At 47.9% G+C, this 23,778-nt stretch carries 20 protein-coding genes and 1 other annotated feature; of the genes, 7 read left to right on the plus strand and 13 right to left on the minus strand.

The window, feature by feature from the left end; all coding sequences use genetic code 11:
- Positions 1 to 11 precede the first annotated feature (11 nt).
- The 3 genes from BLS14_RS21610 to BLS14_RS21620 are packed head-to-tail and all read right to left on the minus strand — an operon-like array spanning position 12 to position 2,644.
- A complete protein-coding gene (locus tag BLS14_RS21610) occupies positions 12 to 788 on the minus strand; it encodes an ABC transporter permease (protein WP_170867911.1) in 777 nt (258 codons plus the stop codon).
- Positions 789 to 801: 13 nt separating this feature from the next.
- Positions 802 to 1,596 carry an ABC transporter permease gene (locus tag BLS14_RS21615; protein ID WP_053779604.1) on the minus strand — a complete coding sequence of 265 codons (795 nt, stop codon included), beginning with the start codon at positions 1,594 to 1,596 and terminating at the stop codon, positions 802 to 804.
- A 1-nt stretch (position 1,597) separates the two neighbouring features.
- Positions 1,598 to 2,644: an ABC transporter ATP-binding protein gene (locus BLS14_RS21620; protein ID WP_063568167.1), complete on the minus strand. Its 1,047-nt coding sequence runs from the start codon at positions 2,642 to 2,644 to the stop codon at positions 1,598 to 1,600.
- Between the two features lie 204 nt (positions 2,645 to 2,848).
- Between BLS14_RS21620 and BLS14_RS21625 the strand changes: the two genes are divergently transcribed.
- Both BLS14_RS21625 and BLS14_RS21630 read left to right on the plus strand, forming a co-directional pair.
- Positions 2,849 to 3,892, plus strand: a complete 1,044-nt coding sequence (locus tag BLS14_RS21625) for an LCP family protein (protein ID WP_090810371.1) — start codon at positions 2,849 to 2,851, stop codon at positions 3,890 to 3,892.
- A gap of 81 nt (positions 3,893 to 3,973) precedes the next feature.
- A complete protein-coding gene (locus BLS14_RS21630; RefSeq protein WP_072734830.1) occupies positions 3,974 to 5,293 on the plus strand; it encodes a glutamate-1-semialdehyde 2,1-aminomutase in 1,320 nt (439 codons plus the stop codon).
- 86 nt (positions 5,294 to 5,379) lie between these two features.
- Here the strand turns inward: BLS14_RS21630 and BLS14_RS21635 are convergent, their stop codons facing one another.
- On the minus strand, positions 5,380 to 6,774 hold the full coding sequence (locus BLS14_RS21635) for an aminotransferase-like domain-containing protein (RefSeq protein ID WP_090953912.1): 1,395 nt from the start codon (positions 6,772 to 6,774) through the stop codon (positions 5,380 to 5,382).
- Positions 6,775 to 6,950: 176 nt separating this feature from the next.
- Here BLS14_RS21635 and BLS14_RS21640 point away from each other — a divergent pair, with 176 nt between their 5' ends.
- From BLS14_RS21640 to BLS14_RS21660, 5 genes are all read left to right on the plus strand, one after another.
- Positions 6,951 to 7,886, plus strand: a complete 936-nt coding sequence (locus BLS14_RS21640; protein WP_090953914.1) for a DMT family transporter — start codon at positions 6,951 to 6,953, stop codon at positions 7,884 to 7,886.
- A 27-nt stretch (positions 7,887 to 7,913) separates the two neighbouring features.
- Positions 7,914 to 8,217 (plus strand) — a binding site (T-box leader).
- Positions 8,218 to 8,378: 161 nt separating this feature from the next.
- Positions 8,379 to 9,371, plus strand: a complete 993-nt coding sequence (gene trpS, locus BLS14_RS21645) for a tryptophan--tRNA ligase (RefSeq protein ID WP_072734832.1) — start codon at positions 8,379 to 8,381, stop codon at positions 9,369 to 9,371.
- A 69-nt stretch (positions 9,372 to 9,440) separates the two neighbouring features.
- Complete coding sequence (locus tag BLS14_RS21650; RefSeq protein WP_072734833.1) at positions 9,441 to 10,547, plus strand: GerAB/ArcD/ProY family transporter; 1,107 nt, start codon at positions 9,441 to 9,443, stop codon at positions 10,545 to 10,547.
- A complete protein-coding gene (locus BLS14_RS21655; RefSeq protein WP_063568160.1) occupies positions 10,528 to 11,997 on the plus strand; it encodes a spore germination protein in 1,470 nt (489 codons plus the stop codon). Before BLS14_RS21650 ends, BLS14_RS21655 begins: the two co-directional genes overlap by 20 nt.
- Entirely contained in the window at positions 11,994 to 13,151 is a 1,158-nt protein-coding gene (locus tag BLS14_RS21660) for a Ger(x)C family spore germination protein (RefSeq protein WP_063568159.1), read from the plus strand. The genes BLS14_RS21655 and BLS14_RS21660 overlap by 4 nt, the downstream gene beginning before the upstream one ends.
- A gap of 77 nt (positions 13,152 to 13,228) precedes the next feature.
- On the opposite strand, the gene BLS14_RS21665 is transcribed toward BLS14_RS21660, so the two are convergent.
- The 9 genes from BLS14_RS21665 to BLS14_RS21700 form a co-directional block, all read right to left on the minus strand.
- Complete coding sequence (locus tag BLS14_RS21665; protein WP_090953915.1) at positions 13,229 to 13,639, minus strand: sensory rhodopsin transducer; 411 nt, start codon at positions 13,637 to 13,639, stop codon at positions 13,229 to 13,231.
- A 446-nt stretch (positions 13,640 to 14,085) separates the two neighbouring features.
- Positions 14,086 to 15,198 (minus strand): rhamnogalacturonan acetylesterase, encoded by a 1,113-nt coding sequence (locus BLS14_RS21670; RefSeq protein ID WP_090954195.1) that lies wholly within the window; start codon positions 15,196 to 15,198, stop codon positions 14,086 to 14,088.
- Positions 15,199 to 15,383: 185 nt separating this feature from the next.
- Entirely contained in the window at positions 15,384 to 16,223 is an 840-nt protein-coding gene (locus tag BLS14_RS21675; protein WP_024633028.1) for a carbohydrate ABC transporter permease, read from the minus strand.
- A 2-nt stretch (positions 16,224 to 16,225) separates the two neighbouring features.
- Entirely contained in the window at positions 16,226 to 17,128 is a 903-nt protein-coding gene (locus BLS14_RS21680) for a carbohydrate ABC transporter permease (protein WP_024633027.1), read from the minus strand.
- A 15-nt stretch (positions 17,129 to 17,143) separates the two neighbouring features.
- Positions 17,144 to 17,266 carry a hypothetical protein gene (locus BLS14_RS33265; RefSeq protein ID WP_256336632.1) on the minus strand — a complete coding sequence of 41 codons (123 nt, stop codon included), beginning with the start codon at positions 17,264 to 17,266 and terminating at the stop codon, positions 17,144 to 17,146.
- Between the two features lie 3 nt (positions 17,267 to 17,269).
- A complete protein-coding gene (locus tag BLS14_RS21685) occupies positions 17,270 to 18,553 on the minus strand; it encodes an ABC transporter substrate-binding protein (RefSeq protein WP_063568057.1) in 1,284 nt (427 codons plus the stop codon).
- A gap of 221 nt (positions 18,554 to 18,774) precedes the next feature.
- Positions 18,775 to 20,328 (minus strand): response regulator transcription factor, encoded by a 1,554-nt coding sequence (locus tag BLS14_RS21690; protein WP_090953917.1) that lies wholly within the window; start codon positions 20,326 to 20,328, stop codon positions 18,775 to 18,777.
- The gene (locus BLS14_RS21695) at positions 20,303 to 22,090 is read right to left on the minus strand and encodes a cache domain-containing sensor histidine kinase (protein WP_090953919.1); all 1,788 of its coding nucleotides are present in this window, start codon (positions 22,088 to 22,090) and stop codon (positions 20,303 to 20,305) included. The genes BLS14_RS21690 and BLS14_RS21695 overlap by 26 nt, the downstream gene beginning before the upstream one ends.
- Before the next feature lie 257 nt (positions 22,091 to 22,347).
- Positions 22,348 to 23,664 (minus strand): SGNH/GDSL hydrolase family protein, encoded by a 1,317-nt coding sequence (locus BLS14_RS21700; RefSeq protein WP_064642376.1) that lies wholly within the window; start codon positions 23,662 to 23,664, stop codon positions 22,348 to 22,350.
- Positions 23,665 to 23,778: the final 114 nt, after the last annotated feature.

Genomic DNA, 23,778 nt, shown 5'->3' on the forward strand with positions numbered 1-23,778 from the left:
ATGGATATCTGTTATGATCCTGCTCCGCGATACTTCTTCACGCCATAATTCCATAGCAGAAGACCGATGGAGCCAAACACCAATCCCATCACAGGTGTCAGCATCGCCATACGATGCATTTCGGATCGTTCCAGGAACAGGGCTGCCGGATAAATGCCCACGAAGGCAAATGGAATGACCCACGTTAACAGGACCTGAATCGCGCGGTTATAGATGGTTACCGGATAACGTCCATATCCCTGAATGTTGTACATTAATGGCAGGATACCTGTAGGCGCGTCCGAATAAAATGATAACGACGTCAAGGTGATATAGATTCCTGCATAGATTAGCACTGAACTAATAGTAAGAATAATCAGGGCCGGAATATGCCACCACTCCAGCACAAGTCCCATCTCCGCACCGCTGATGACCATAATGATCAGACCGATAAACGAACCAACGAGTGCAGGCGGGTCCACATTTTCAAGTAAAATCTGGAACAGATTATGCGCAGGTCGTGTTAATATGCGATCCATCTCGCCTTTGACAATATACCGTTCACTGAACCCCCACAGATTGATAAAGCAACTGAAGATGCCGTAAGGCACCATAAAATATCCATAAACAAAAAGGACTTCACTCTCACTCCAGCCGCCCAAATTATCCGTATGTCGGAAAACCACAAAGATAAAGATCAGATTGGTTGCCTGGAACAGCAAATCCGAAAGGATTTCAACCCAAAAATCGGCGCGGTACGTGAGACGTGTTTTCATGTAATTTTTTAAATATTCCCAGATCAGACCCATATAGTACACTCTGTTATCCTCCTTGCACGAACAGACGCTTGCGCGCCTGACGCCAGATCAGCATCATCGGAATGAGCAGTATGACAAACCAGAACACCTGAATGCCGAGTACGCTCCAGATGCCTGTGCCCTCCACTCTTCCTGTGAAAACCGAACCGGGTAGATACGTAATGGCCTGAAAAGGCAATACTTTCATCACTGCGGACATCCAGCCCGGATAGAGGCTGATTGGAATGATCAGACCTGAGAACAGATCAACCACGACGCGTTTCATACGCATCATGCCTTCATTGTTTTCCACAAAAAATGCGGCAAGTCCCGTAATAACATTAATCTGGGAGTTAATGAGGAAACTGAAGAACAGCATGACCAGAAAGCCAATCCACGCAGACGGCGCCGTGGGCAGTTCAACCGGGAACAACAGAATCGCAATGAGCATTCCAGGAATCATAAGCAGCAGGAAACGGAAAATACCTTCGCCCAGACCCTGCATCATTTTGACCATGACATAGTTGATCGGTCTTATGAATTGAATGGCAATGGAGCCATCCCGAATGTCTGCGGCTATTTCCCGGTCCAGGTTGTTAAAATAAAACGCACGCGCCATCCACGATACAGCCACATATGTCGTCATCTGAGCTGCCGTAAAACCGCCCAGTTCACCACTACTGCCGTAAATGGCTTGCCATGTAAAGTAATACACGCCGATATTCAGCGTATATATCAAAATGCCGGAATAATAATTCACCCGGTATGCAAGCATCGTCAGGAACCGGATGCGCATAAAATCAAAGAATGCACTATTCATCTTAGGACACACCCACCGCTTCGTTCTTTGCGCCCACAATCTCGGGACGCTCGGCGGAACCGGATTGGTAAATACTGCGCACAATCTCATCCGTGTTAATCTCAATAATCTGAATATCGGTAATATCTGCCTGTCCAACGACGCGTCCCAGCACATCCGACACGTTGAGTTCAAGTGGAATCCAGACCGATGCGGACAGTTCATTCTCCACCGTCCAGCGAACAGGGAGCGCAGCAGTCCACTCCAGCATTTGTTCCATGGGATGAGCAGTGCCAAACTTGAACCGGATCTCCCGTTCCTTGCCCCACTGAGATTTCAGATGATCCAACCCGCCATCATAGATGATATTGCCCGCATCGAGCATAATAACTCTAGAGCATAAAGCTTCGATGTCCTGCAGATCGTGGGTTGTCAGCAAAATGGTTGTTCCGTGTTCCTTATTCATGTCTTTCAGAAATTCACGGATTTCCGATTTCACAACAATATCCAGACCAATGGTAGGCTCATCCAGGAAAACAATATCTGGATTGTGCAGCAGCGCAGCGACCAGCTCACAGCGCATACGCTGTCCAAGACTGAGCTTACGAACAGGACGGTTCAGCAAATCCTGAAGCTGTAACCGCTCAACCAGTTCATCCAGACGTTTGCGGAAATCGACCTCACCTACTCGATACACCTTGCGCAGCAGATGGAAGGACTCAATAACACCGATATCCCACCAGAGTTGGCTGCGTTGACCAAATACGACACCAATATTCTGCACAAACTTCTCACGTTCCTGATACGGAACATATCCACCAACCGATATTTGCCCTGAAGTAGGCACCAAAATGCCGGTCAACATCTTAATCGTTGTTGATTTACCGGCACCGTTCTCCCCAATATATCCGCATATTTCGCCTTGCGGAATTTGAAATGAAATATCATTTACAGCCAAGACCTCCTGGTATTGACGTGCAAACAGATCCTGAAATGCGCCCTTAAGCCCTCCTCGACTTTTCTGGACGCTGAACGACTTGCGTAAATCTTTGACATCAATCGCCAGCATGATTATACCTCACTTGGATTTTGTTGAAATTGCTTGTAGCCCAAAAAGAAATTATAATAGTATCAGTCAAAATTCAGCAAGCTTTAAAAAATAGTCTGAGGCCGCGTCCTCTGTTGTATCTCACAGATATGTCGTGTACGGAAAGCCCGGGCTAAATCAATTTGGACTCATCTTCATTTATTTTGAATACAAAGGAGAGCTAGCATGACCAGAAAGACGAAGAGAACCATTTGGATTTCTCTTGCCGCCTTCGTGCTTATTGTTGGAGGCGCTGCGGCATTTTATTTCGGTTCTATTCTCAATCAGTTGAATGGCTTGCAAAAGGAAGGCGATGATTCGCCGTTTGCCGGTATCGAAAATGTTGAAAAAGTAAGTACACCGGATCCTCCGAAATGGGAAGGCACCGAAACGGTTAATATTCTCGTTATGGGTGTTGATGCCCGCGGGCTGGAGAAGGGGGAAGTTCCTCGTTCTGACAGCATGATGGTCGTTTCGCTTGACCCACTCACCAAAAAAATTAATCTATTCTCCATTCTGCGCGACACATACGTCAACATTGACGGATATGGCAAGGAACGAATCAATACTGCTATTACCCATGGTCCCAACGTAGCAATGAAAGCTGCTGGAGACCTGCTGGGTATCCCTGTCCAGTATTATGTGTATACCGATTTCCAAGGATTCATCAAATTGGTGGATGCCGTTGGCGGTGTGGATTTTGACGTAGAGAAGGACATGCACTATACAAGTAAAGCGGACAATAATGAATACGATATTGATCTAAAAAAAGGCTACCAGCATTTGGATGGCGATACGGCTCTCATGTACGTTCGCTTCCGTCATGACGCCATGTCGGATTATGCCCGCTCCGAGCGGCAGCGCGAATTCCTGAAAGCTGTAGCAGCGAAAATGCAGTCAACGACAACGATTGCCAAACTGCCTTCCATTCTGGAAGAAGTAAATCCTTATGTAGATACCAATCTGACCCTCTCCGACATGTGGAAGCTGGGCGGACTCGGATATCAGAGCAGCATGAACGGCAGCGAGCAAATCCCGCCAATGAAAATGCTCAAGGAAGAGCGTACACCGGGCGGAGCTGAGGTGCTGACGGTAACCAGTGAAGAAAAACTTAAGCAATATATTCAAGATATCATTCATCCTCCTGCTCAAGAGGAAGGCAGCACTACTGGAGCCGAAGACAAAACGGCAAGTGGTGACGAACAAAACTCCAAGCAACCCGCACAGTAATGAAGTGCAACACGCAGAGGGCAGCCCACATGCTGCCCTCTCGCTGTGTTTGGTTTATCTAATACGAAAGGAAGTTATCTTATGAATCCATCACGTTCCCGTTCCGAGCTTTTATACGAAGAAGCACTTCAACATATTGTAGGAGGTGTGAACAGTCCCTCCCGCTCATTCAAAGCGGTGGGTGGCGGTGCACCTGTATTTATGAAAAAGGCGCAAGGTGCGCATTTCTGGGATGTCGACGACAACCGTTATATCGATTATCTCGCAGCCTACGGCCCAATTGTTACAGGACATGCTCACCCTCATATTACCCAAGCGATTACCGAGGCAGCAGCCAATGGTGTACTGTACGGTACGCCTACGGAACTTGAGATCAAGCTCGCCAAAATGCTGAAGGAAGCCATTCCTTCAATGGACAAGGTTCGTTTTGTAAACTCCGGTACAGAAGCGGTCATGACCACCATCCGGGTTGCCCGCGCCTACACCAAACGTAATAAAATCGTGAAATTCGCCGGATGTTATCACGGTCACTCCGATCTGGTCCTTGTGGCAGCAGGTTCGGGGCCTTCCACGCTGGGTATTCCGGATAGTGCAGGTATTCCAACGAGCATTGCGCATGAAGTCATCACGGTACCTTTCAACGATCTGGACAGCCTGAAAGCAGCTCTGGAGCGTTGGGGCGATGATGTCGCTGCAGTCATGGTTGAACCGATTGTCGGCAACTTCGGTATGGTTATGCCGGAACCTGGCTTCTTGGAAGGACTCTGTGCCATGACTCGGGATAACGGCTCACTCGTTATTTACGACGAGGTCATTACAGCCTTCCGTTTCCACTATGGCTCCACACAGACGTACGCGGGACTCGACAATCATGCGGAGATCGAACCGGATCTGACTGCACTTGGCAAAATCATCGGCGGCGGTCTGCCCATCGGTGCTTACGGCGGTCGTAAACAGGTTATGGAGCAGGTTGCTCCACTCGGCCCGGCCTATCAAGCCGGAACGATGGCTGGTAACCCTGCGTCTATCTCTGCGGGTATCGCTTGTCTGGAGGTTCTGCAAGGCGAAGGTGTATATGCCGAGATGGAACGTCTTGCAATTGATCTGACAACAGGCCTTCAGGCTTCTGCGGATCGTCATGGCATTGCGTTAACCATTAACCGAATTCGTGGTGCCTTTTCCACCCACTTCTGTGACCATCCGATTACGAACTATGATCAAGCCCAGGATACCGATGGGGAACTGTTCGCTTCCTTCTTCCGTCATATGCTGAATCGTGGCATTAATCTGGCTCCTTCCAAATATGAAGCCTGGTTCCTGACCACTGCACATACGGACAAGGATATTCAAGAAACATTGGAAGCCGCAGAATCTTCCTTCAAAGCTATGGCTCAGGCGTAAACCGTTATCTAACAATTCACACGTCGCAGCATAGCATGTCACTGAAATTAAATTAATCACATGAAATAAAGGCGTCCCACAAGCGATTATTCCGCTTGTGTGGACGCCTTTTGCAGTTTCATTATCTCCTCACGGATAATCCTCAGCCCTTCCTTGATCCGTTGCTTAGGTACATTGGATATGTTTAACCGCAGCATTTTATCCTGATGTACCTCCTGTGCACCCTCCGGAAAATATCGTTCTGTTGTATCGGCAATCACTCCCCGTTGCTCCAACCGGGACAGCAAGACCTTGAGCGGCATATCCTTAGGCAGTGGCAGAACCGTATGCTCCCCTCCTGTGCGTGGTGCATTCACAAACGGAGCAAAGTCCGGGTAAGCATTAAGCTGTTGATACAGCTTGTTCATCCGGGCAGCATAACGACTGCGGATGACTTTACCATGGTGGGCAAACATCCCGTTACGGATGTAGACTTCAAGTGCTGCCTGGGATAGTACCGCAGTGTCAATATCGAGCATTTTTTTGTATTTACTAAACGATGCAGTAAGACTTGCAGGCAGAATAGCCACGCCAATCCGCAGGCCGGGAAACAGGATTTTGGAGTAACTTTTCAAATAAATGACTCGCCCTTCTGTATCATACGACCATAATGGGTCCTGCTTTGTGTTCTCTTCCAGATCAGCCAAGAAATCATCCTCTACCAGATAGACATCATAACGCTGCGCCAGGCGGATCAATTTTTTCTTCTCAGCTGCCGTCAGGGAAGTCCCAATCGGATTGTGAAACCGTGGCATAACATAAAAAAATTTGATGTCTCCTTCGCGGAACTGTCGTTCGAGCGCGTCCCAATCCAGGCCCTCCAGAGAGCGCCTGACACCTGCAATAGGGACATTCAGTCCTTGTAGAAGCGAAGGCATATTATGATAACCCGGCAGTTCCAGCATTACCTGCTTTTTCCCATTTGGAAAAGGCATTAACGCCAGCACAGCTAGAGCTTGCTGCACCCCTGAAGTAATAAAGAACTGCTCCTTCCGGGCAAACACCTGATAATCGGCGAATTGCTTCTGCAACAATTCAATCAAGGAAGGCAAGCCTCTCTCGGTTCCATACAAAAACAAATCCGCCTGTTTCTTCTCCATTGCCTGATCCACACAATGGCGAAAATCGGAATAAGGGAATACTCGCGGATCAGGAGCTGCGGAGGCAAAATCCAGCGGTCCCTGCCACTCTCCATCCTCCACTTCGGCTCCATTCTGTACCGCATAATATCCGGACTGAGGCACCGCGTAGACCAGATGCCGCTCTTCCAGCCACTCATACGCTCGTATGGCTGTACTCACACTACATTGATACTGCTCAGCCAGAACACGCACAGCCGGCAGTTTGATTCCTTTGTCCTGCCATTGTCCACTATTCTGCTGCCGCAATTGGTCCTGAATCCATTGCTTAAGTGATTCGGCGATGATTTCGTATTTTCTCATTGGATTCTGCCACTCCTCCGACTTCAGCATTACCTTAAGTGTACCGGTACAATAAACGTTTTTGTCTATTGTACCACTATTGGTCTGGCAGTATATTGAATAAGGTCAGACAGCGTACGCAGCAACATATGCGCCGTTGTAGTAGTAAAGAAAAACCGTATTATTGGAGGAAACCCATGAACAATAGCCAAACTAGAACATATGCATATGTAGCAGCTGTTTTATATGCAGCCATTATTGGTTTATCCTTTTTATTCGTTAAAATGACGGTAAGTGTCGCACATCCAATTGATGTATTGGCACACCGTTTTGCTTTGTCATTACTCGTAGTCAGCATCCCTGTCATTTTCGGATGGATCAAGATCAAGCTAACCCTTCGTGATCTGTGGCGTATCATTCCGCTAGGGCTGCTCTCTCCTGTTTTGTTCTTTGCCTTTCAGGCATTCGGGTTAGTTTCGTCCAACTCATCGGAAGCAGGGATTATCCAGGCGATGGCCCCCGTATTCACACTTGTGTTGGCCTCTATCTTTCTAAAAGAACGTACATCCCTTTTGCAAAAACTGTTCCTGCTGTTGTCCGTGGCAGGTGTAATCTTTATTTTCTTGATGAAAGGGAGCGGGATGTCGGCAGGCAACTTTAAAGGTATTGCTTTACTGCTGCTCTCCACGGTGTGTTTTGCAGGTTATGGTGTATTGGCAAGACCCTTGGCGCAGAAATATAAACCGATGGAATTGACCTGGGTGACCCTGATGGTTGGATTTATCGTCTTCAACGCAGCTTCCCTGATTCGTCACGCGTCGAGCGGAACCATGGTGGATTATGTGAAGCCACTCGGAGATGCATCTTACCTAGGAGCACTGGCCTATCTGGCTGTCCTCTCCACCATGTTCTCCACGCTGCTGGCGAGTTATGCCCTGACTCATCTGGAAGCTTCCAAAATGAGTGTATTCAGTAATTTGTCCACACTCATTTCGATTGCTGGCGGAGCCTGGATATTGCATGAACCTGTCCATGGATACCACTTTGTTGGAGCCTTGCTGATCATCGCAGGTGTACTTGGCACCAATATGAGCGGAAGAAAACGCAAGCTGGTCAATCCAGATAAAGCATGATACAATGTGAAAAATTATAAACGGATGTTATCAACAATGATGAAGAGAAGTACACAGGACAGGATACCTCAGAGAGCCGGCGGATGGTGTGAGCAGGTGTATCGGTCATGTGGAAATGGGCTTCGGAGTTCCGAGTTGAACCCTTTCTGCCACCTGTACTCAGGAGCGCGGATCGTCAGTAGGCAAGGCGGCATGTTCAGCCGTTATCCATGGACAGGATATCGATAAGGATTATGTGGGCTTCCTGCATATATTTATCCGTATCCCTCAAGTGGGCCGCAACCAGCGGCCAATTAAGGTGGCACCGCGAAGCATAAGCCTCGTCCTTCTATTCTGTTCCCGTCTGGGAAACAGGATGAAGGACGAGGCTTTTTTGATTTATGTATGTACCCAAAACTGTTGCAGGCTGAAAGGAGGTGATGGTCGTGGAAGACGGCTGGTGGCGTCAGCAATTAAGGATCGAAAAATCACAACATCAAAGGAGAATGAACCATGAACAAGAACAAAGACATTATTTTAACCGGAGACCGGACAACCGGACAGCTTCATCTCGGCCATTACGTTGGCAGCCTGCGCAGTCGGGTGCAATTGCAGGATGAGTACAAAACGTATATTTTACTGGCTGATGTACAGGCGCTTACGACCCACTATGATCAACCGGGACTGATTGCAGACAGCGTGCATCAAGTGACACTCGATTATCTTGCCGTAGGTATCGATCCCAATAAAGCCACTCTGTTCATCCAGTCGATGATTCCGGAAATTGCCGAGCTGACAGTCATATTCTCCATGTTTATCACGGTGAACAGTCTTCGGCATAATCCCACGATTAAAAACGAAGCGCGTGATCGTGGCTATAAGGATCTCTATTACGGATTTCTCGGTTATCCTGTCAGTCAGGCTGCGGATATTGCGTTCTGCAAAGCAACCCTTGTTCCGGCGGGGGAAGACCAGATCCCACATATCGAAACAGCGCGGAAACTGGTCCGGCGGTTCAATGAATTATATTCGCCAGTTCTGCCTGAACCACGTATTCTGACCGGAGAACGGCTGGGCGGACTGGATGGCGTGGGCAAAATGAGCAAAAGCATGGGCAATGCCATCTCGTTGAATGCTCATCCTGATGATGTGTATGCCAAGCTGGCCAGGGCAAAAACCGATCCTGCCCGCATTCATCGTTCTGACCCGGGACATCCGGATATTTGTCCGGTATTTGCCTATCACCAGCTGTTTCGAAAGGATCAGGCCGCTGAGATTCATGCGAGCTGTAGTGACGGCACCATTGGTTGTAAGGATTGCAAGATGATTGCAGGCACTGCAATTAACGAACTGCTCTCCCCTTTCCGTGAACGGCGAAATTACTATGAACAACGTGGACATGAAGTGAAAGAAATCCTCGTGGAAGGCACACGCCAGGCCCGTCAGGCTGCACGTGAGACGATGCTTGAGGTTCGTGAAGCGATGGGGATACGTTATTTCGACTGACGGTATGAGAAGGCTTGATCACGTTAACACTGCTGAGAACAGTATATTGGGAAAAGAGGTCCCCTCAGCATGAAACCAACACAGCCTTCCTTTTTGCAAGCCATGATGTTAATGATGTTATCTGTCGGCCTGATCAGTCACGTCCTGATCATCCCTGCCCTTTTGTCTTCGGCAAAAAGAGATGCATGGATATCCGTTCTGTTGTCTGCAGGGCCTTATCTTTTATTCACTCTAATGCTTGCCTATGTCTCTCGTTTTCTCCAGCACCAAACCTTGCATGAATGGCTGACTTCCCATCTTGGCAAGCCTCTTGGCCTGCTGTTTCGGGTGGGAAACAGCCTCTTTTTTCTATCCGTGATCTACTTCACTCTGCATGATACCACCACTTGGGCCAAAACTAATTACCTGACGGAGACGCCCATATTGGTTACAAGCATTGCTCTGATGTCTCTCTGTGCCTATGCGGCTTATAAAGGAATACGCTCTCTGGCATTTACAGCAGGATTGATCCTGCCCCTGGTTGTGCTGCTTGGCTTCTATGTAGCTATCGTCAATACACAGTACAAGGATTACAGTCGTCTGCTGCCTGTGCTTGAACATGGCTGGCATCCCGTGCTTCATGGCACAGTCTACAGTCTTGCAGGCATGTTTGAGTTGCTGTTCATCTGGTATCTGCAGCCCCACCTTTCCAAACGGATACGTGTATGGCAGTACCTGATGCTCGCGATCATTATCCTTGGGCTGACACTTGGCCCACTCATTGGGGCGATCGTGGAATTTGACCCTTTTGAAGCTGCCAAAATGCGATATCCCGCCTTTGAAGAATGGCGAATTGCGTCCTTGGGCAAATATATTGCCCAGACTGATTTCTTTTCCATTTATCAGTGGCTCGCCGGTTCTTTTACCCGGATTAGTCTGGCCATGTATATTGTAGTAGAAATTTGGAATATTAAGAGCGCCTCCAGAAGGATCATATGTTGTGCCACTCTTGGCGTCTTTTTTATTCTTACCATGCTGTATCCTCTGGATGATATGACATTCGAAAAACTGCTTGTCCAATACATATTCCCGTTCAATCTCGTGTATCTGAGCGGACTAGCGGTGGTTGCAACAGCAGTTGCATACATCAGTTCACGCCATCAGAGGAGGAAACATCATGGAGCACCAAACGATTGACACCACGTCCCATGAAACGCTGCTTGCCTCTTTCGAAGAGCAGTTCAGTCCCTGCGCAGATGTTGTTATTCAAAGCTTTCCTGCCAAAGATGAAACCGATATGTCGGTGATTATGCTCTATTGCGACGGTTTGGTCGATGGTAAACAAATCAATCAGTTTATTATCCCACGGCTGGAACAGCATTCTCTACATGAAGAAGAAGCACATCCCAAAGAATTGGGGTTAACATTGAATCCGGTGGATGATCTCACAGATACAGAGAATTTAAATCTTCTGATTTTCAGCGGACAATTACTGCTCATTTTCGGAAATGGTGATCAATCCTGCAGTCTAGATATCGCGAGTATACCAGGAAGAACCCCTGAGGAGTCGGCGATCGAGTCATCGATTAAAGGACCTCGGGATGGGTTCACTGAGGAGTTATCCGTGAATATTGGCCTCATTCGCAAACGAATGAAAACCTCTTCCATGTGTTATGAGAAATATGTTAAAGGTGGTCGTACCCAGACCGCTATTGGTCTGTTGTACGTCAAAGACATCATTAACCCGGATATTCTGAAAGAAGCACGCCAAAATCTCGACCAAATTGAAATCGATGGCATTCTTGGTACCTCTATTATGGAACGTGCCATTATGGGGGGAATTCGAAGCATCTTCCCACTCACGGATAATACGGAGCGACCCGATTATGTCGTGGACTCCCTTTTAAATGGGCGATTTGCGGTTCTCATTGAAGGTTCACCAGTAGCCATTATCGCTCCAACCACTCTGTTTAATCAGTTAAAATCGCCGGAAGACGAGAGTACCCCTTTTTTCATTGTTACTTTTGAGCGAATTTTGCGCATTTCCGGATTACTGATTGCCTGCTTCTTTCCTGCCTTCTATATCGGCCTGACTAGTTTTAATGTGGAGCAGATCCCCTTGCCTCTGCTTGCAACCATTTCGGGTACACGGATGGGTCTACCTATGCCAGTAACGCTGGAAGCATTTTTAATGATATTTATGTTTGAGCTATTTAATGAAGCCGGCCGCCGACTCCCACGAGCCTTGGGACAAACCGTCAGCGTCGTAGGTGGGCTTATTATCGGAGATGCAGCTATTCGAGCAGGAATTACTTCCCCCACGATCATTGTCACGGTGGCTATTTCAGTAATCTCCAGCTATATCTTGGTGAATACCGTGCTTAGTGGGGCTACTGCTCAAGTCCGGATTGGGATGCTAGTCATTTCTTCCATTCTTGGATTATTCGGTTTCATGATTGGACTACTGGGTCTGCTGGTGCACCTCGTATCCTTGGAGTGTTATGGCGTCTCATACCTGTCACCTGTCTCTCCTTATATTCCCGGCGACTTCACCCAAGCCGTATCCATGCCCCCTTCTATGAAACGGACCAAGCGCCCAGCTGTACTCCATACACAGGATTCCACTCGCCGGAGGAAAGGCTCGTGACAAGATGGATGGCTAAAGTTAGCTTGTTAATAAGCTGCTTTATCCTGCTGACCGGGTGCTGGGATTCCAAAGAGGTTCAGAGTATTAACTTTATCACGGCTGTAGGAATAGATTATGTAGACAACCAATATGTTGCTTACGCCCAACTCATTGATTTCTCCAGTATTGCCAAGCAGGAAGGGCCAACTTCAAGGCAAGCAAGTGATATCTGGATCGGACGGGGTGAGGGTTCTACACTGAGTATGGCTATTGATGATCTATATCAAACTTCTCAGCAACAAACGTTATGGACCCATGTAAAAGCGATTGTCTTATCCAAAAATGTGTTGAATGGACGGCTGGAAGATGTCTTTAATACACTGTTGCATTCAGGCCAACTGAGATATACCCCATGGCTCTACGGTACAGAGCGTAACATTACAGATGTACTCGCTCCCTCTGCCCTGCTGAACCAATCCGCCCAGACCATAGAGCTGTTTGAACCGATGAAGCTGTATAAGCAACATTCCGGTTATGAACCCATCCGGCTTCATCAGCTCCTTGACGGATTTCGGGAGCCTGCTTCAGTTATTCTTTTGCCTTCTATTACCAATCAGAACGAGACCTGGTTTAACGGAGAAAAAGCCCCCCCGCTTATTAGGATGGATGGGTTTTACGTCATTTCAAATGGTAAAAGTCAAGGCAGGTTAACGGGCAAAGATGCTGATGGCACACGATACGTCAATTATGACCGCGTCTTTCAATATCCGTTGTATGTATACAGCAACGGGAGCAAAACGCCGGAGCTGACGCTTAGGCTTAATCACCCAAAGACCACGATTAAGGCGAGGAAAGAAGGAAATGGCGTTACATTCGACCTGGTTACGTCGGTTAAAAGCGCCATCATCGAGGATCATAACTCTCATCGCTCTCCCCATGTTATGGAAAAGGAAGCGGAGAAACAGATTGAGTCCGAAATTCGCAATACGTTTGAGAAAACCAAATCACGCAAGATTGATTCCTACGGTTTTGTGGAACATCTATATCGTCATGATCTCCCCCTATGGAGACAGGCGGTATATAAACGGGCCAACCCACTTGAGGGGTTTAAACTCGGTAAGGTCGAGGTTCATGTGAAAATCCTCAATGCCAGTACGTATAAATACGATGAGTAACGCAAAAAGACGATCAGCAGCCTGCAGTCCATGCAAGGTTACGGGTCGTCTTTTCATTTCATAATTAACTTAACGTCTTATCCCAGTGGAAACGCCATAACACTCATGAGTGCCAATTCAGGCTGAGTGGTATCCAGACGACTGTACTGTATGATAACAGGAACATCGCTGGAGACGGTAATGGCATAGGGTACTCCAGGAGGGATGAGTTGTTCACCCGATCTCAACGACGCTGTCCGAATATGCTTTGTTCTTCGCGCAGGCACCTCAGCCACGATGTCTTCGAGCGGTTCCCTATCTTCAAAATAGATCGTTATTTGCAGCTGTGCATCCACTGTGCCTGTATTTAATACACAGATGCTCTCGTGACTCTCCAGTGAGCCCGAGCTGTCCGGTGGAATGTAACCATCGGGGATCACCCAGTAGGTGTGACCTGTCGAAGTGGAAGATGTTTTATGTGCTGAAGTGTTCGTCTGATCCTGTGCCATTAATAATTCCTCCTTTGCTAATGCAATAATTAGTTAAACGCGCGTAAGGCTCGCGGTGCGGGCGCTTCGGTGGACGGATCGGGCTGTGGGCCGCTGTTGGCTCGGGATTTCTTTTATTCCCCCTCAGCAGGGGAAATCCCGCTCCAAAGGCGGACGCTTCGCTCCCTCTGCTCCGATTCCGCCCTCCTCCGCTGCAACGCTCGCCATGGCTTTTTAAAGGCTTATTGCCTTCGCTATGTTCGCTGGGCAACTTTTTGGGATGCTCGTCACTTTGTTAACTCGCTGAATAAAAAGGCTGCTCGTGGTGCAGGCGCTTCGGTGGGCGGATCGGGCTGTGGGTCTCTGTTGGCTCGGGATTTCTTTTTTATTCCCCTTCAGCAGGGGAAATCCCGCTCCAAAGGCGGACGCTTCGCTCCCTCTGCTCCGATTCCACCCTCCTCCGCTGCTTACCTCAAATACATTTGCAGCGGCTGCAGTCGCAGCTCGCGGACGGCTTCCGCCACCTGCATGGCGAGGCGACGGGCACCGCGCTCCTGAAAATGCGTGTTATCCTCCACGCCTGCTGGGAAGTTCACGTACTCACCCGGCAGCACCCACATGAAATCCTCCTTGCTGCCTTCAACGCCCGCTTGCTCGAACAGGATACGGCTTCGATCAGCCAGATCGATCAGCGGTACACCTTCCTCTTCCGCCAGCTCACGCACAGCGACGATATAATCGCCATGGGTGTCGGTCAATGTGCCGTCATCAGCGAAGTAACGCCGATGCACCGGTGTCACGAGCACCGGACGCGCCTTAGCTTCGCGGGCGGCATCGATATACTTTTTCAGATATTCCTTATATGTTGTGAAAGGCTCCGTTCCCCGGTCAGGGCCCGGCTTCTCATCGTTATGTCCAAATTGAATAAACAGAAAGTCTTCCGGCTTAATTTTCTCCAGAATGGCATCCAATCTGCCTTCATTGATGAAACTGCGGGAGCTGCGTCCAGACTGGGCATGGTTATCCACAGCAACATCATGTTTGAACTGTGCAGGCAACAGCTGGCCCCAGCCACAGTATGGATATCCACTTTCCGGCTGATCCGTCACGGTAGAATCACCAGCGATAAATACAGTCATCGTCTGATTGGCAAGCGTGATCTCCAATGCATTAATCCGCGGCGCAGGACCGGATAAGGATAGTCGGAGCTTTCCGCCACGAACCACAACTGAGAATCGAACCTCTGCACATTGCCCAGGAAGTTTACGAATGGTTGGCAGCATCAATCTGCCCTCTCCGGCTTTGACTCTGGTGATCGTCTCCGCCAATTCATCCCCTGCAATTAACAAGACCTGATAGGTTCCATCAGGTACATTAACGATGAAAGATGCCTTGAGCGGAATACAAAAGCTAGAACGCAATCGGGCAGACACATTGGCCTGCCCTTGTTTGCCGTTGTTTGCCCTACTGGAATTAGATACTTCGTCTTCACTTATCCGTTGTTTCTCATACACAAGGGAGCCGGATTCAAAACCGTATTCCCCCTGTTCTTCATATGCAGTGCTGGCAGACACTTTCAAATAACCCTCAACCTCACCTGCACTGCCAGAGTCCGGTCCAAAATTGAACTTCCAGTGAGTAACGGCCTCTTCACCGCCCTCTGCCGTTACCTCCGTGGCAACAGCCTGACTACCCTGGGCCTTATTCAATAGGAACAACCTCCTTGTTCAATATCCAATTCAGGTTTGAATCCAGTGAATATCGTTTATCCTTTCAGTCCGCTGGTGCTCATGCCCTGTACAATTTGTTTTTGGAAAATAAAGAACACGGCTACAACGGGTACGAGACTCACAATGGACATCGCGAACATCGCTCCCCAGTTGGAGGCAGACTCACTGTCCAGGAACATTTTCAGTGCCATGGAGACCGTATATTTATCCGGCGAGTTGAGATACAGTACTGGACCGAGCAGATCCTCCCATCTCCAGTAGAAGGAGAAGATCGCAGCCGTTGCGAGTGATGATTTGATGAGTGGCATAATAATCTGTACATACAGTCTGAACTTGTTACATCCATCAATGGTAGCAGCCTCATCCAGCTCTTTCGGAATCGTACGAATGAACTGTACCATCAAGAAGATGAAGAACGGCATCCCGAAGAACGTAGGTACAACTATCGGTAGAATGGTATTCAACCAACCAAGCTTCGTGAAGATAATATATTGGGGTACGAGTACAACGTCATGCGGCAACATAAGTGTTAACATCATCAGGGAGAACCAAAAGTTACGTCCTTTGAAGTTGAGTCTGGCAAAACCAAAGGCAATCAACGATGAGGATAACACGGCACCAATCGTAGAGATGACCACAATAACGAGTGAGTTGGTGATGTAATCCATAAACGGTCTTCCGCCTGCGCCTTTCCAGCCATCCGCGTAGTTACTCCAGATCCATTCCGTAGGGAACAAGGACTCGGCAGTTACGAAGATGGTACGACTTTCTTTGAATGAGCTGAAAAGCATCCACAGAACGGGATAAAGCATCAGGAGGGCCAAAGCTGCAACGAACAGGTGATAGATGGGCCATTTCACATTTCTCCAAACCATCGTTACTTCCCTCCTTCGGATTCATAAAACACCCAGAACTTGGATGTCAAGAACACCGCGACTGTGAGTATACCGATCATAATAAGCATGATCCAGGCCATGGCCGAAGCATAACCCATGTTGTTAAACATAAAGGCCTGACGGAACAGATACAGCGAGTAAAGCATCGTACCGTCCATTGGACCGCCCTCGCCTTTAGAGATGATATATGCAGGTACGAAGGTCATAAATGCACCGATGGTTTGCATAATCAGGTTGAACAGAATGATTGGACTGAGTAGCGGTAAGGTGATACCAAAAAATTTACGTACCGGGTTGGCACCATCCACACCTGCTGCTTCGTACATCTCGGGAGATATATTTTTCAGACCAGCCAGGAAGATGAGCATGGAAGATCCAAACTGCCAAACAGATAACGAGATCAGCATAACCAGAGACGCATTCGGATCACCAAACCAGCTAATTGGCCCAATTCCGATTGCCGTTAATGCACTGTTGATGACACCTTCATTACTGAAAAGGTTACGCCACATAATCGACACGGCCACACTACCACCGATAATAGATGGCAGGTAGTACAAGGTACGATACGTTCCGACCATACGGGATCCCGTATTCAGGATCATGGCTACGAAAAGTGCGAAGACCAGTCTTAGAGGGACACCAATGAACACATACAGAAACGTTACTTTAACCGAGTTCCAGTACTTCGGATCATCAAAGAACATTTTGGTATAGTTGTCCATCCCGATCCACCGCGGTGAAGTGAACAAGTTATAACTCGTAAACGACATGTATAGGGATACAAACATCGGAATAAGCGTAAAGCCCAAAAAGCCGATGATAAAAGGACTAATAAAAGCATACCCGGTTAGGTTTCTACGCAACGACGAATATTGCCTCAACGGAACAAACCTCCTTTATTGATCTGCTTGCTTCCCGCGACCTTGCTTCGAGCTACTGGACGGGGAAAGGCCCTCGCGGTATGCGAGTAGCCCTGTTCCCGTCCATCCCGGTAATGGGATGAGCAAGCGATCATTCAACTGTTATTTATTGTTGGCAAGAACGGCTTCGGCATTTTTGCGGAATGTCGCTGCTGCTTGTTCCGGTGTAACCTTACCAAAGTTCAGTTCCTCCACAACATCCGCCAGAGAAGCAATGACTTCCGGCGAACCTACCGGTGGTGGTGAGCTCATTGGCGAAGCCTTAGGCTCCATGGACGCTACGAAGTCAAATACCTGTTTCGTTGCATCACTCAACTCAGGAGCGATAGCTTCTTTGATTTTGCCTGAAATCGGCACACCGCGCTCGCCTTTGATCAGTTTGTTAGCTTCCACATCGTTCACCCAGAAATCAATGAATTTGGCCGCTTCTTCCTTCACTTTCGAGTTCGATGTTACAGCCCAGTACATACTTGGCTGCATATAAAGTCCTTTTTCCATATCCGGTCCTGGCATTGGTGCAATTTCCAAAGGACGATTAGCTACCTGCTGCAAGGCCACAAACTGGTTGGACCATTGCCATACGCCAATTCCTTTTTCCTTGACCAGATCGGATTCCTCAATAATGCCTTTCGTCTGGTTAACCAGATCCGGTGAAGGTGCAGCTCCCTGCTCAATCATCCGCCGCATGAGTCCGAAGAACTCAACGAATAGTTTGTCGTCATCATAGCCAAGACCCGTTCCTTCAGCATTGTAGAGGGACAGTCCTTTGGTCCGCAGGAAATAGTGGAAGAAGATATCCGGCGCTACGCCCCCATCCAAAAAGAGTCCTTTGGCAGCCGTTTGCTTGCCAAGCTCTTCATACGATTCCCAAGTCATATTTTCGGGAATGGCATCCACACCCGCTTTTTTGAGCAAAGCCGGATCATATTGGAAACCCAGTACGTTAACACCAGCAGGTACTCCATATTGTTTGTCGTTGATAACGCCTGTGCTGATTACGTTCTCGGATACGTCGTCTACTTTAATCTGGTTTCCGAGATACGGGGACAGATCTTCGAGCTGTCCGTTCTTTGCATATTGGCTGATGTAGGAAATATCCATCTGAACAATGTCCGGCAGTTGATTTGCTGCCGCTTGTGGAGCGAGCTTTTTCCAGTAGTCATCAAATGAGGCGTATTCCACGTCAATTTTGACATTCGGGTTTTTCGTTTTGTACAGGTCAATGACCTTCTGTGTGTATTCATGACGTGCATCTGATCCCCACCATGCGATACGAAGTGTTACCGAACCATCCCCAGATGTTCCGCCCGATTCTCCGCTGCTGCTGCATGCCGTTGTTAATACCAGCAATGCCGCCATCATCAGGAATATTGCCTTTTTCACCATGCCAATCTCCCCTTTTATGTTGAAATGGTTGTGTGAACGAGTTATCTCCCACTTTCTGATAACGCTTTCACGAACTTTATATTGTCATTTTCGCAAATGTGGGACCATAGTTGAATACACAAAACCGTCTAGTTGGTTCAAAAAACAGAGGAGGACAACTGCACCTCTATCGGCGCTGTTCGTCCCCCTCATATTTCGATTCCATGATCGTCAGTCAATTGTTATAAGCCAGTTCTGCGGAATTCAGTAGGTGTCATGCCGGTCCACTTTTTGAACACCTGACTGAAATATTGTGAGTTCCCTCCGAAGCCAAACAATTCGGCAAGCTCAAAGACCTTCACATCTCCACCTCTGCGAATATGGTCGCAGGCACGCTCAATGCGCAAACGATTCACATAGTTGGAGAAGTTTTCACCCGTCACTTTTTTGAAAATTTTGCCGAGATAATCCGGATTCATATATAACATCTGATGGGCAACCCCGTTAAGCGAGAGATCAGCCTCGCCATAATGGCGATCCACAATATTCATCATCTTCTCCACAGCAGATGACTGACGGCTAATATGGTTTTTGTAATAACCGGAGGTTAACCGGGCTGCGCTGCTGGCAACAAAGGATTTTAAGCCAGATAATGTGTCGATATGGGGCAGCTCTGCCATACGCTGAGTAAATTCCGTTGCCTCCTCAGGAGGACAAACATGAATCATTGCGGAGTACAACTGCACCACATACGAACGAGTAATCCCGATTTCAAGCTGCTGACCAGACAAAAGCTCGAACAGGCGATCCACTTCAGCGCCCGCTTCTTCCGTATTGCCTGACTTAATCAACTGACATAACTGCTCTGCATCATGTTCAACATGTACACCATCACATTCCCCGGCCAGCTCCAGATCACTTTTGGTAATCAGCTTGCCTTCGCCGATAAAAAAGCGATGGTTCAGGCATTGCAGCGCCTCACGGAACAAACGCCGGGACTGGATCATTCGATCTGCTTCACTGAGGGCAGCCGTAACTTCCAGTTTATATAGTCTGGTGAAAGCAGTCCGCACTTCCTCGATGCTCTCCTTTAGACCGACCGAATCGGCAGAGTCCCCCAACAGAATTAACAGTTTGCCTTCAATGGTAGTGCTTAATAGAACATGGGGCAGCAAATCACTGGCAATGTTTTTGATTGCAAATAGATGACTATAATCATGTTCATCTGCAATCCGGAACAGCAGCAGCCGAACTTCGTTATCCTCCAGCTCCAAGTCAAACAGCTCCTGATAATACTCCAGATCGACTGGACCATAGGTTTGGTTCGTCATAAATTCCAGCAGGAACTGCTCCTTCACATGTGGCAGCACCCGCTGCAGACGCTGTTTCATCTCTCCGGCCACATGTTCCTTTACCTGGGCATCCTGGTGTTCCTGAAGCAACTCGGACAAGGCATCGTGAATCTGGTTCTCGTTACACGGTTTGAGCAGATAATGTTTCACTCCATATTGCATCGCCCGGCGAGCGTATTCGAACTCTTTGTAGCCAGACAACATGATAAAGCGGAGTCCAGGGTAAGCCTCAGATGCTTTTTCAATGAGTCCAAGACCATCCAGGCCCGGCATCGAAATATCCGTAATGATAATATCCGGTCTGGAATGACCGATTTTATCCAGCGCTTCAATCCCGTTTCTCGCGGTATCCACCAGTTCCGTTCCCGCTGCAGCCCAATCCACGACTTGCGAAATCCCCTCCAGAATGACACGTTCATCATCTACGAGCATCACTTTGTACATCGTCATCGTCCTCTCTGATCCAAGGTATTCTGATCGATACTACGGTCCCTGATCCGGGATTGCTGCTCATGATCATTTCGCCTTCGTCGCCGAAGGTCAACCTGATCCGTTCTTTGATGTTCGACAGTCCGATCCCCTGTCCCCTCGTCTGTACGCGTCCCTCTTGCAATTGCTCCAGAAATTCGGGAGTCATACCCGGACCATCGTCCTCCACATCAATTACAACGTTGTCTCCGTCTGCTCTCGCCCTAATCCGAATACGGCAAGGTTCTATGCTTGGCTCCAATGCATAATGAATGGCGTTCTCCACCAATGGCTGCAGAGTTAACTTCGGAATGCGTGCAGTTCCCACTTCAGGCGCAATGTCCATGTCAAAATCAAGTCTTTCCTCGAATCGCGTGTGCTGGATCGTCACATAACTGCGGACGATGTCCAGTTCCCTTTCCAAAGTAATCCACTTCTCGGACATGTTCACTGAGCTTCGCAGCAGAAATCCGAGGGCTTCGACCATTTCGGAGATTTGATGCTGCTTCTGCACTTTGGCAAGCCAGTTGATCGATTCCAGTGTGTTATATAGAAAATGTGGATTAATCTGTGCCTGAAGCGCTTTCAATTCAGTCTCTCGGATCACGAGTTGCTTCGCATAATTCTCGTCAATGAGTTCACGTATACGCTGTACCATCATCTTGAACGTGCGATGCAGCAATCCGACCTCATTTTGTGAAGATACCGGGACATTGCCCAACGCTACTTCCTCCAGCTTATCCAGATCGCCTTTTTCAATATTGCGCATTTTCTTGATCAACTGGGCGATAGGCTGTGTAATACTGCGGGAAAACTTGGCTCCGAATATAAGCGCCGCTAGGAATATCATGATAAAAATGACAGTCACCAGCTGTTTAACAAACTGGATCTGCTTAAACATCTGGTCAAAGGGCGTCATATACAGATACACCCAATCTGTATATGGGGAATTCGCACGAGCGACAAAATTCCTTCCCTGCTCAAACATGGCTATCCCATAGGGCTGAGTGCGCTTCAGTTCAGACTCGATTTCAGATTTACTGACAGTCGACTCTGTTGGGTAGATTACTTCCCGGCCATCTGTAATTAATAGCTGTGAATCCTCTGCCGGGTGTTGCATCTGGTCTTGGACAATCCGATCCAATCGTACACGAATAACCAGGGTGCCCAGCTTCTCCAGCGTAAATGCTCCACCGGTAAAAGACTTTACCTGTCTAACCGACAGTAATCTGGCTTGTTGGTCCCCGCCTGTGTACCAAGCATTAGAGCCCGAATATTGCTGTCCCAAAGCAACCAATTCTCTTTGCTTCTTCTCCGAGATTCCCTCCCGGTTTCCAGCTGCCATAATATTATTATCATTATCGATAAAGATCATGGAATAGACGTATTTCTCTGAACCTGCATATGCCACCAGTCTGTTGGTAATTTTTTTGCGCAGGCCATTTTTCTCATACCCCGATTCAGCCTTATCCAACTGAAGAAGATATTGCTGAAGAGGCTCGTCGGACATGACCTTGAAGGATAGATTGGAGATCTCACGCAGTTGGTTCTCGATGCCCACCGAAGACATATTAAGCACCTGTGAGGATTTCTCATAGATTTGTCGATCATAAATGCCGAACACATAGCCCAGGACAGATACATAGAACGTGAAGCTGATCACCATCAGTAATCCGATGAGAAGAATGGTTTTGTGATGAATCGGCAATGTCGTGAAAGCGTTTTTAATTCTACTCATCCAAAGCGCTCCTTTGGCTTGCGAAGGGTGCTGTCATTCGAAACTGTTTTCGATCTACTGTAAGTTATTTTCATATTTACACATCCATGGTCAGATGACAAGTCATATTTATGCAACATTTTAGGTCATTTCCGAAGGTGTGTATCCTTGGTCTGGTATGAACATAGACGCAAAAACAGCCAGATTCCCTGAAAAGATCAAGGAAATCTGGCTGCTCAATATCTTGTCGATAGTGTATAAGAGTGCTAATTATTTCGTTACGGATTTACAAAAACGGTTTTTAACTTGGCGACATACTGCACATCAAAGCCAAGACCCTCGGCTACCATAGCAACCGGCACATATGTTTTGGACTCTGTGCCCACCTTGTTCAAGAATGCAGGTGTATCCACGGCTACGGATGCACCATTCACCTGAACGGCCGTTGCACCAATCTTCACGGCAACCTTCCGATCTCCGTATGTAATCGTTGCGGTTGAGGTTTTGTTATCCCATACCGTAGTTGCGCCAACGGCATTCACGATATCCTGGATCGCCACAAAGTTTTTACCATTGCGGTTGATTGGTTTGTACGGCGTGTCCAGCGTTTTACCACTGACAATGATATTCATCGGTTGGCCTGCAGCAGGAGCCGTCAGCTTGGTGTAATCGCCCCAGATCGTTTCTGCGAATACTTTGGCAATCGCTTCATATCCGAACTGATTCGGGTGGAAATCGCGGTCCTTAATCATGTGAGTCATCGTGCCTTCACCGCCAATAAACTCCTTGGCGACATGAGCCACTTTTACATCAATTCCTTTAGCGGAAAATTCAGTCGCAATTCCATCAATGGTCGCAGTAAACCCTTGGGAAGCCTCCATCAGTTTCGCATAGAGCGCTTTACCAGCTACTTCAGGCATGGGTTGGTACTGGTCAGCGATTACGATTTTGGCATTAGGATTAATCTCATGAATATCATTGATAACAGCGCTAACATTGGCTGTATAGGAAGATAGCAATTCCTTCACTTTTGCTTCCAGTTCCGCATCACTTAGCTTATCTGCTGAACCGAGCAACTCGGACACATCGTTCCCTCCGATTGTGATGGCAACCAGATTAGCCCCAGCTACACTCTCCCGAATGGCAGCAATATTGGCTCCAACTTGTGCCGCTCTTGGATCAGGGAGGCTCGGTTGAATGGCTTCGGAAGTGAGCGCTTTCCCTTCTTTAATCGCATCTGCAAAGTTTTTCAAACCACTGCTCTTCAATCCGGCAATACCATAGTTGTCCACCTGAGTACGTCCGTGAAGTAGACCTTGTTCCTGCAACCGTTCTACATAACCATAGGGCAGTTCTTTCAGGTTCGGCTCATATCCTACGGTGATGGAGTCCCCCAATGTGACGAGGCGGAATTCCTTGGTTACCGATATCGCATCTTTCTGTACAGGCAATGATGATGTTACGCTTCCTGCGGGTAACGCATTGCTATCCGCAGCATGAGCGGACTGTGCGGATGATGCCAAAATCAGCATCCCTGCTAGCATACTTGCCGTTAATCCCGCGGCGGTACTTCTCCATATGCGTTTACGCTTCATTCTTAGAACACTCCTTTTTCCCGTATCTATAAAATAAAAAAATAATTACATATTACACTGTTCACTCCGGTGACAGAAGTTCGTGTAACTCTATTCTAACATTATTAAAGGGGC

Source organism: Paenibacillus sp. OK060 (assembly GCF_900101205.1).
GTDB lineage: Bacteria > Bacillota > Bacilli > Paenibacillales > Paenibacillaceae > Paenibacillus > Paenibacillus marchantiae.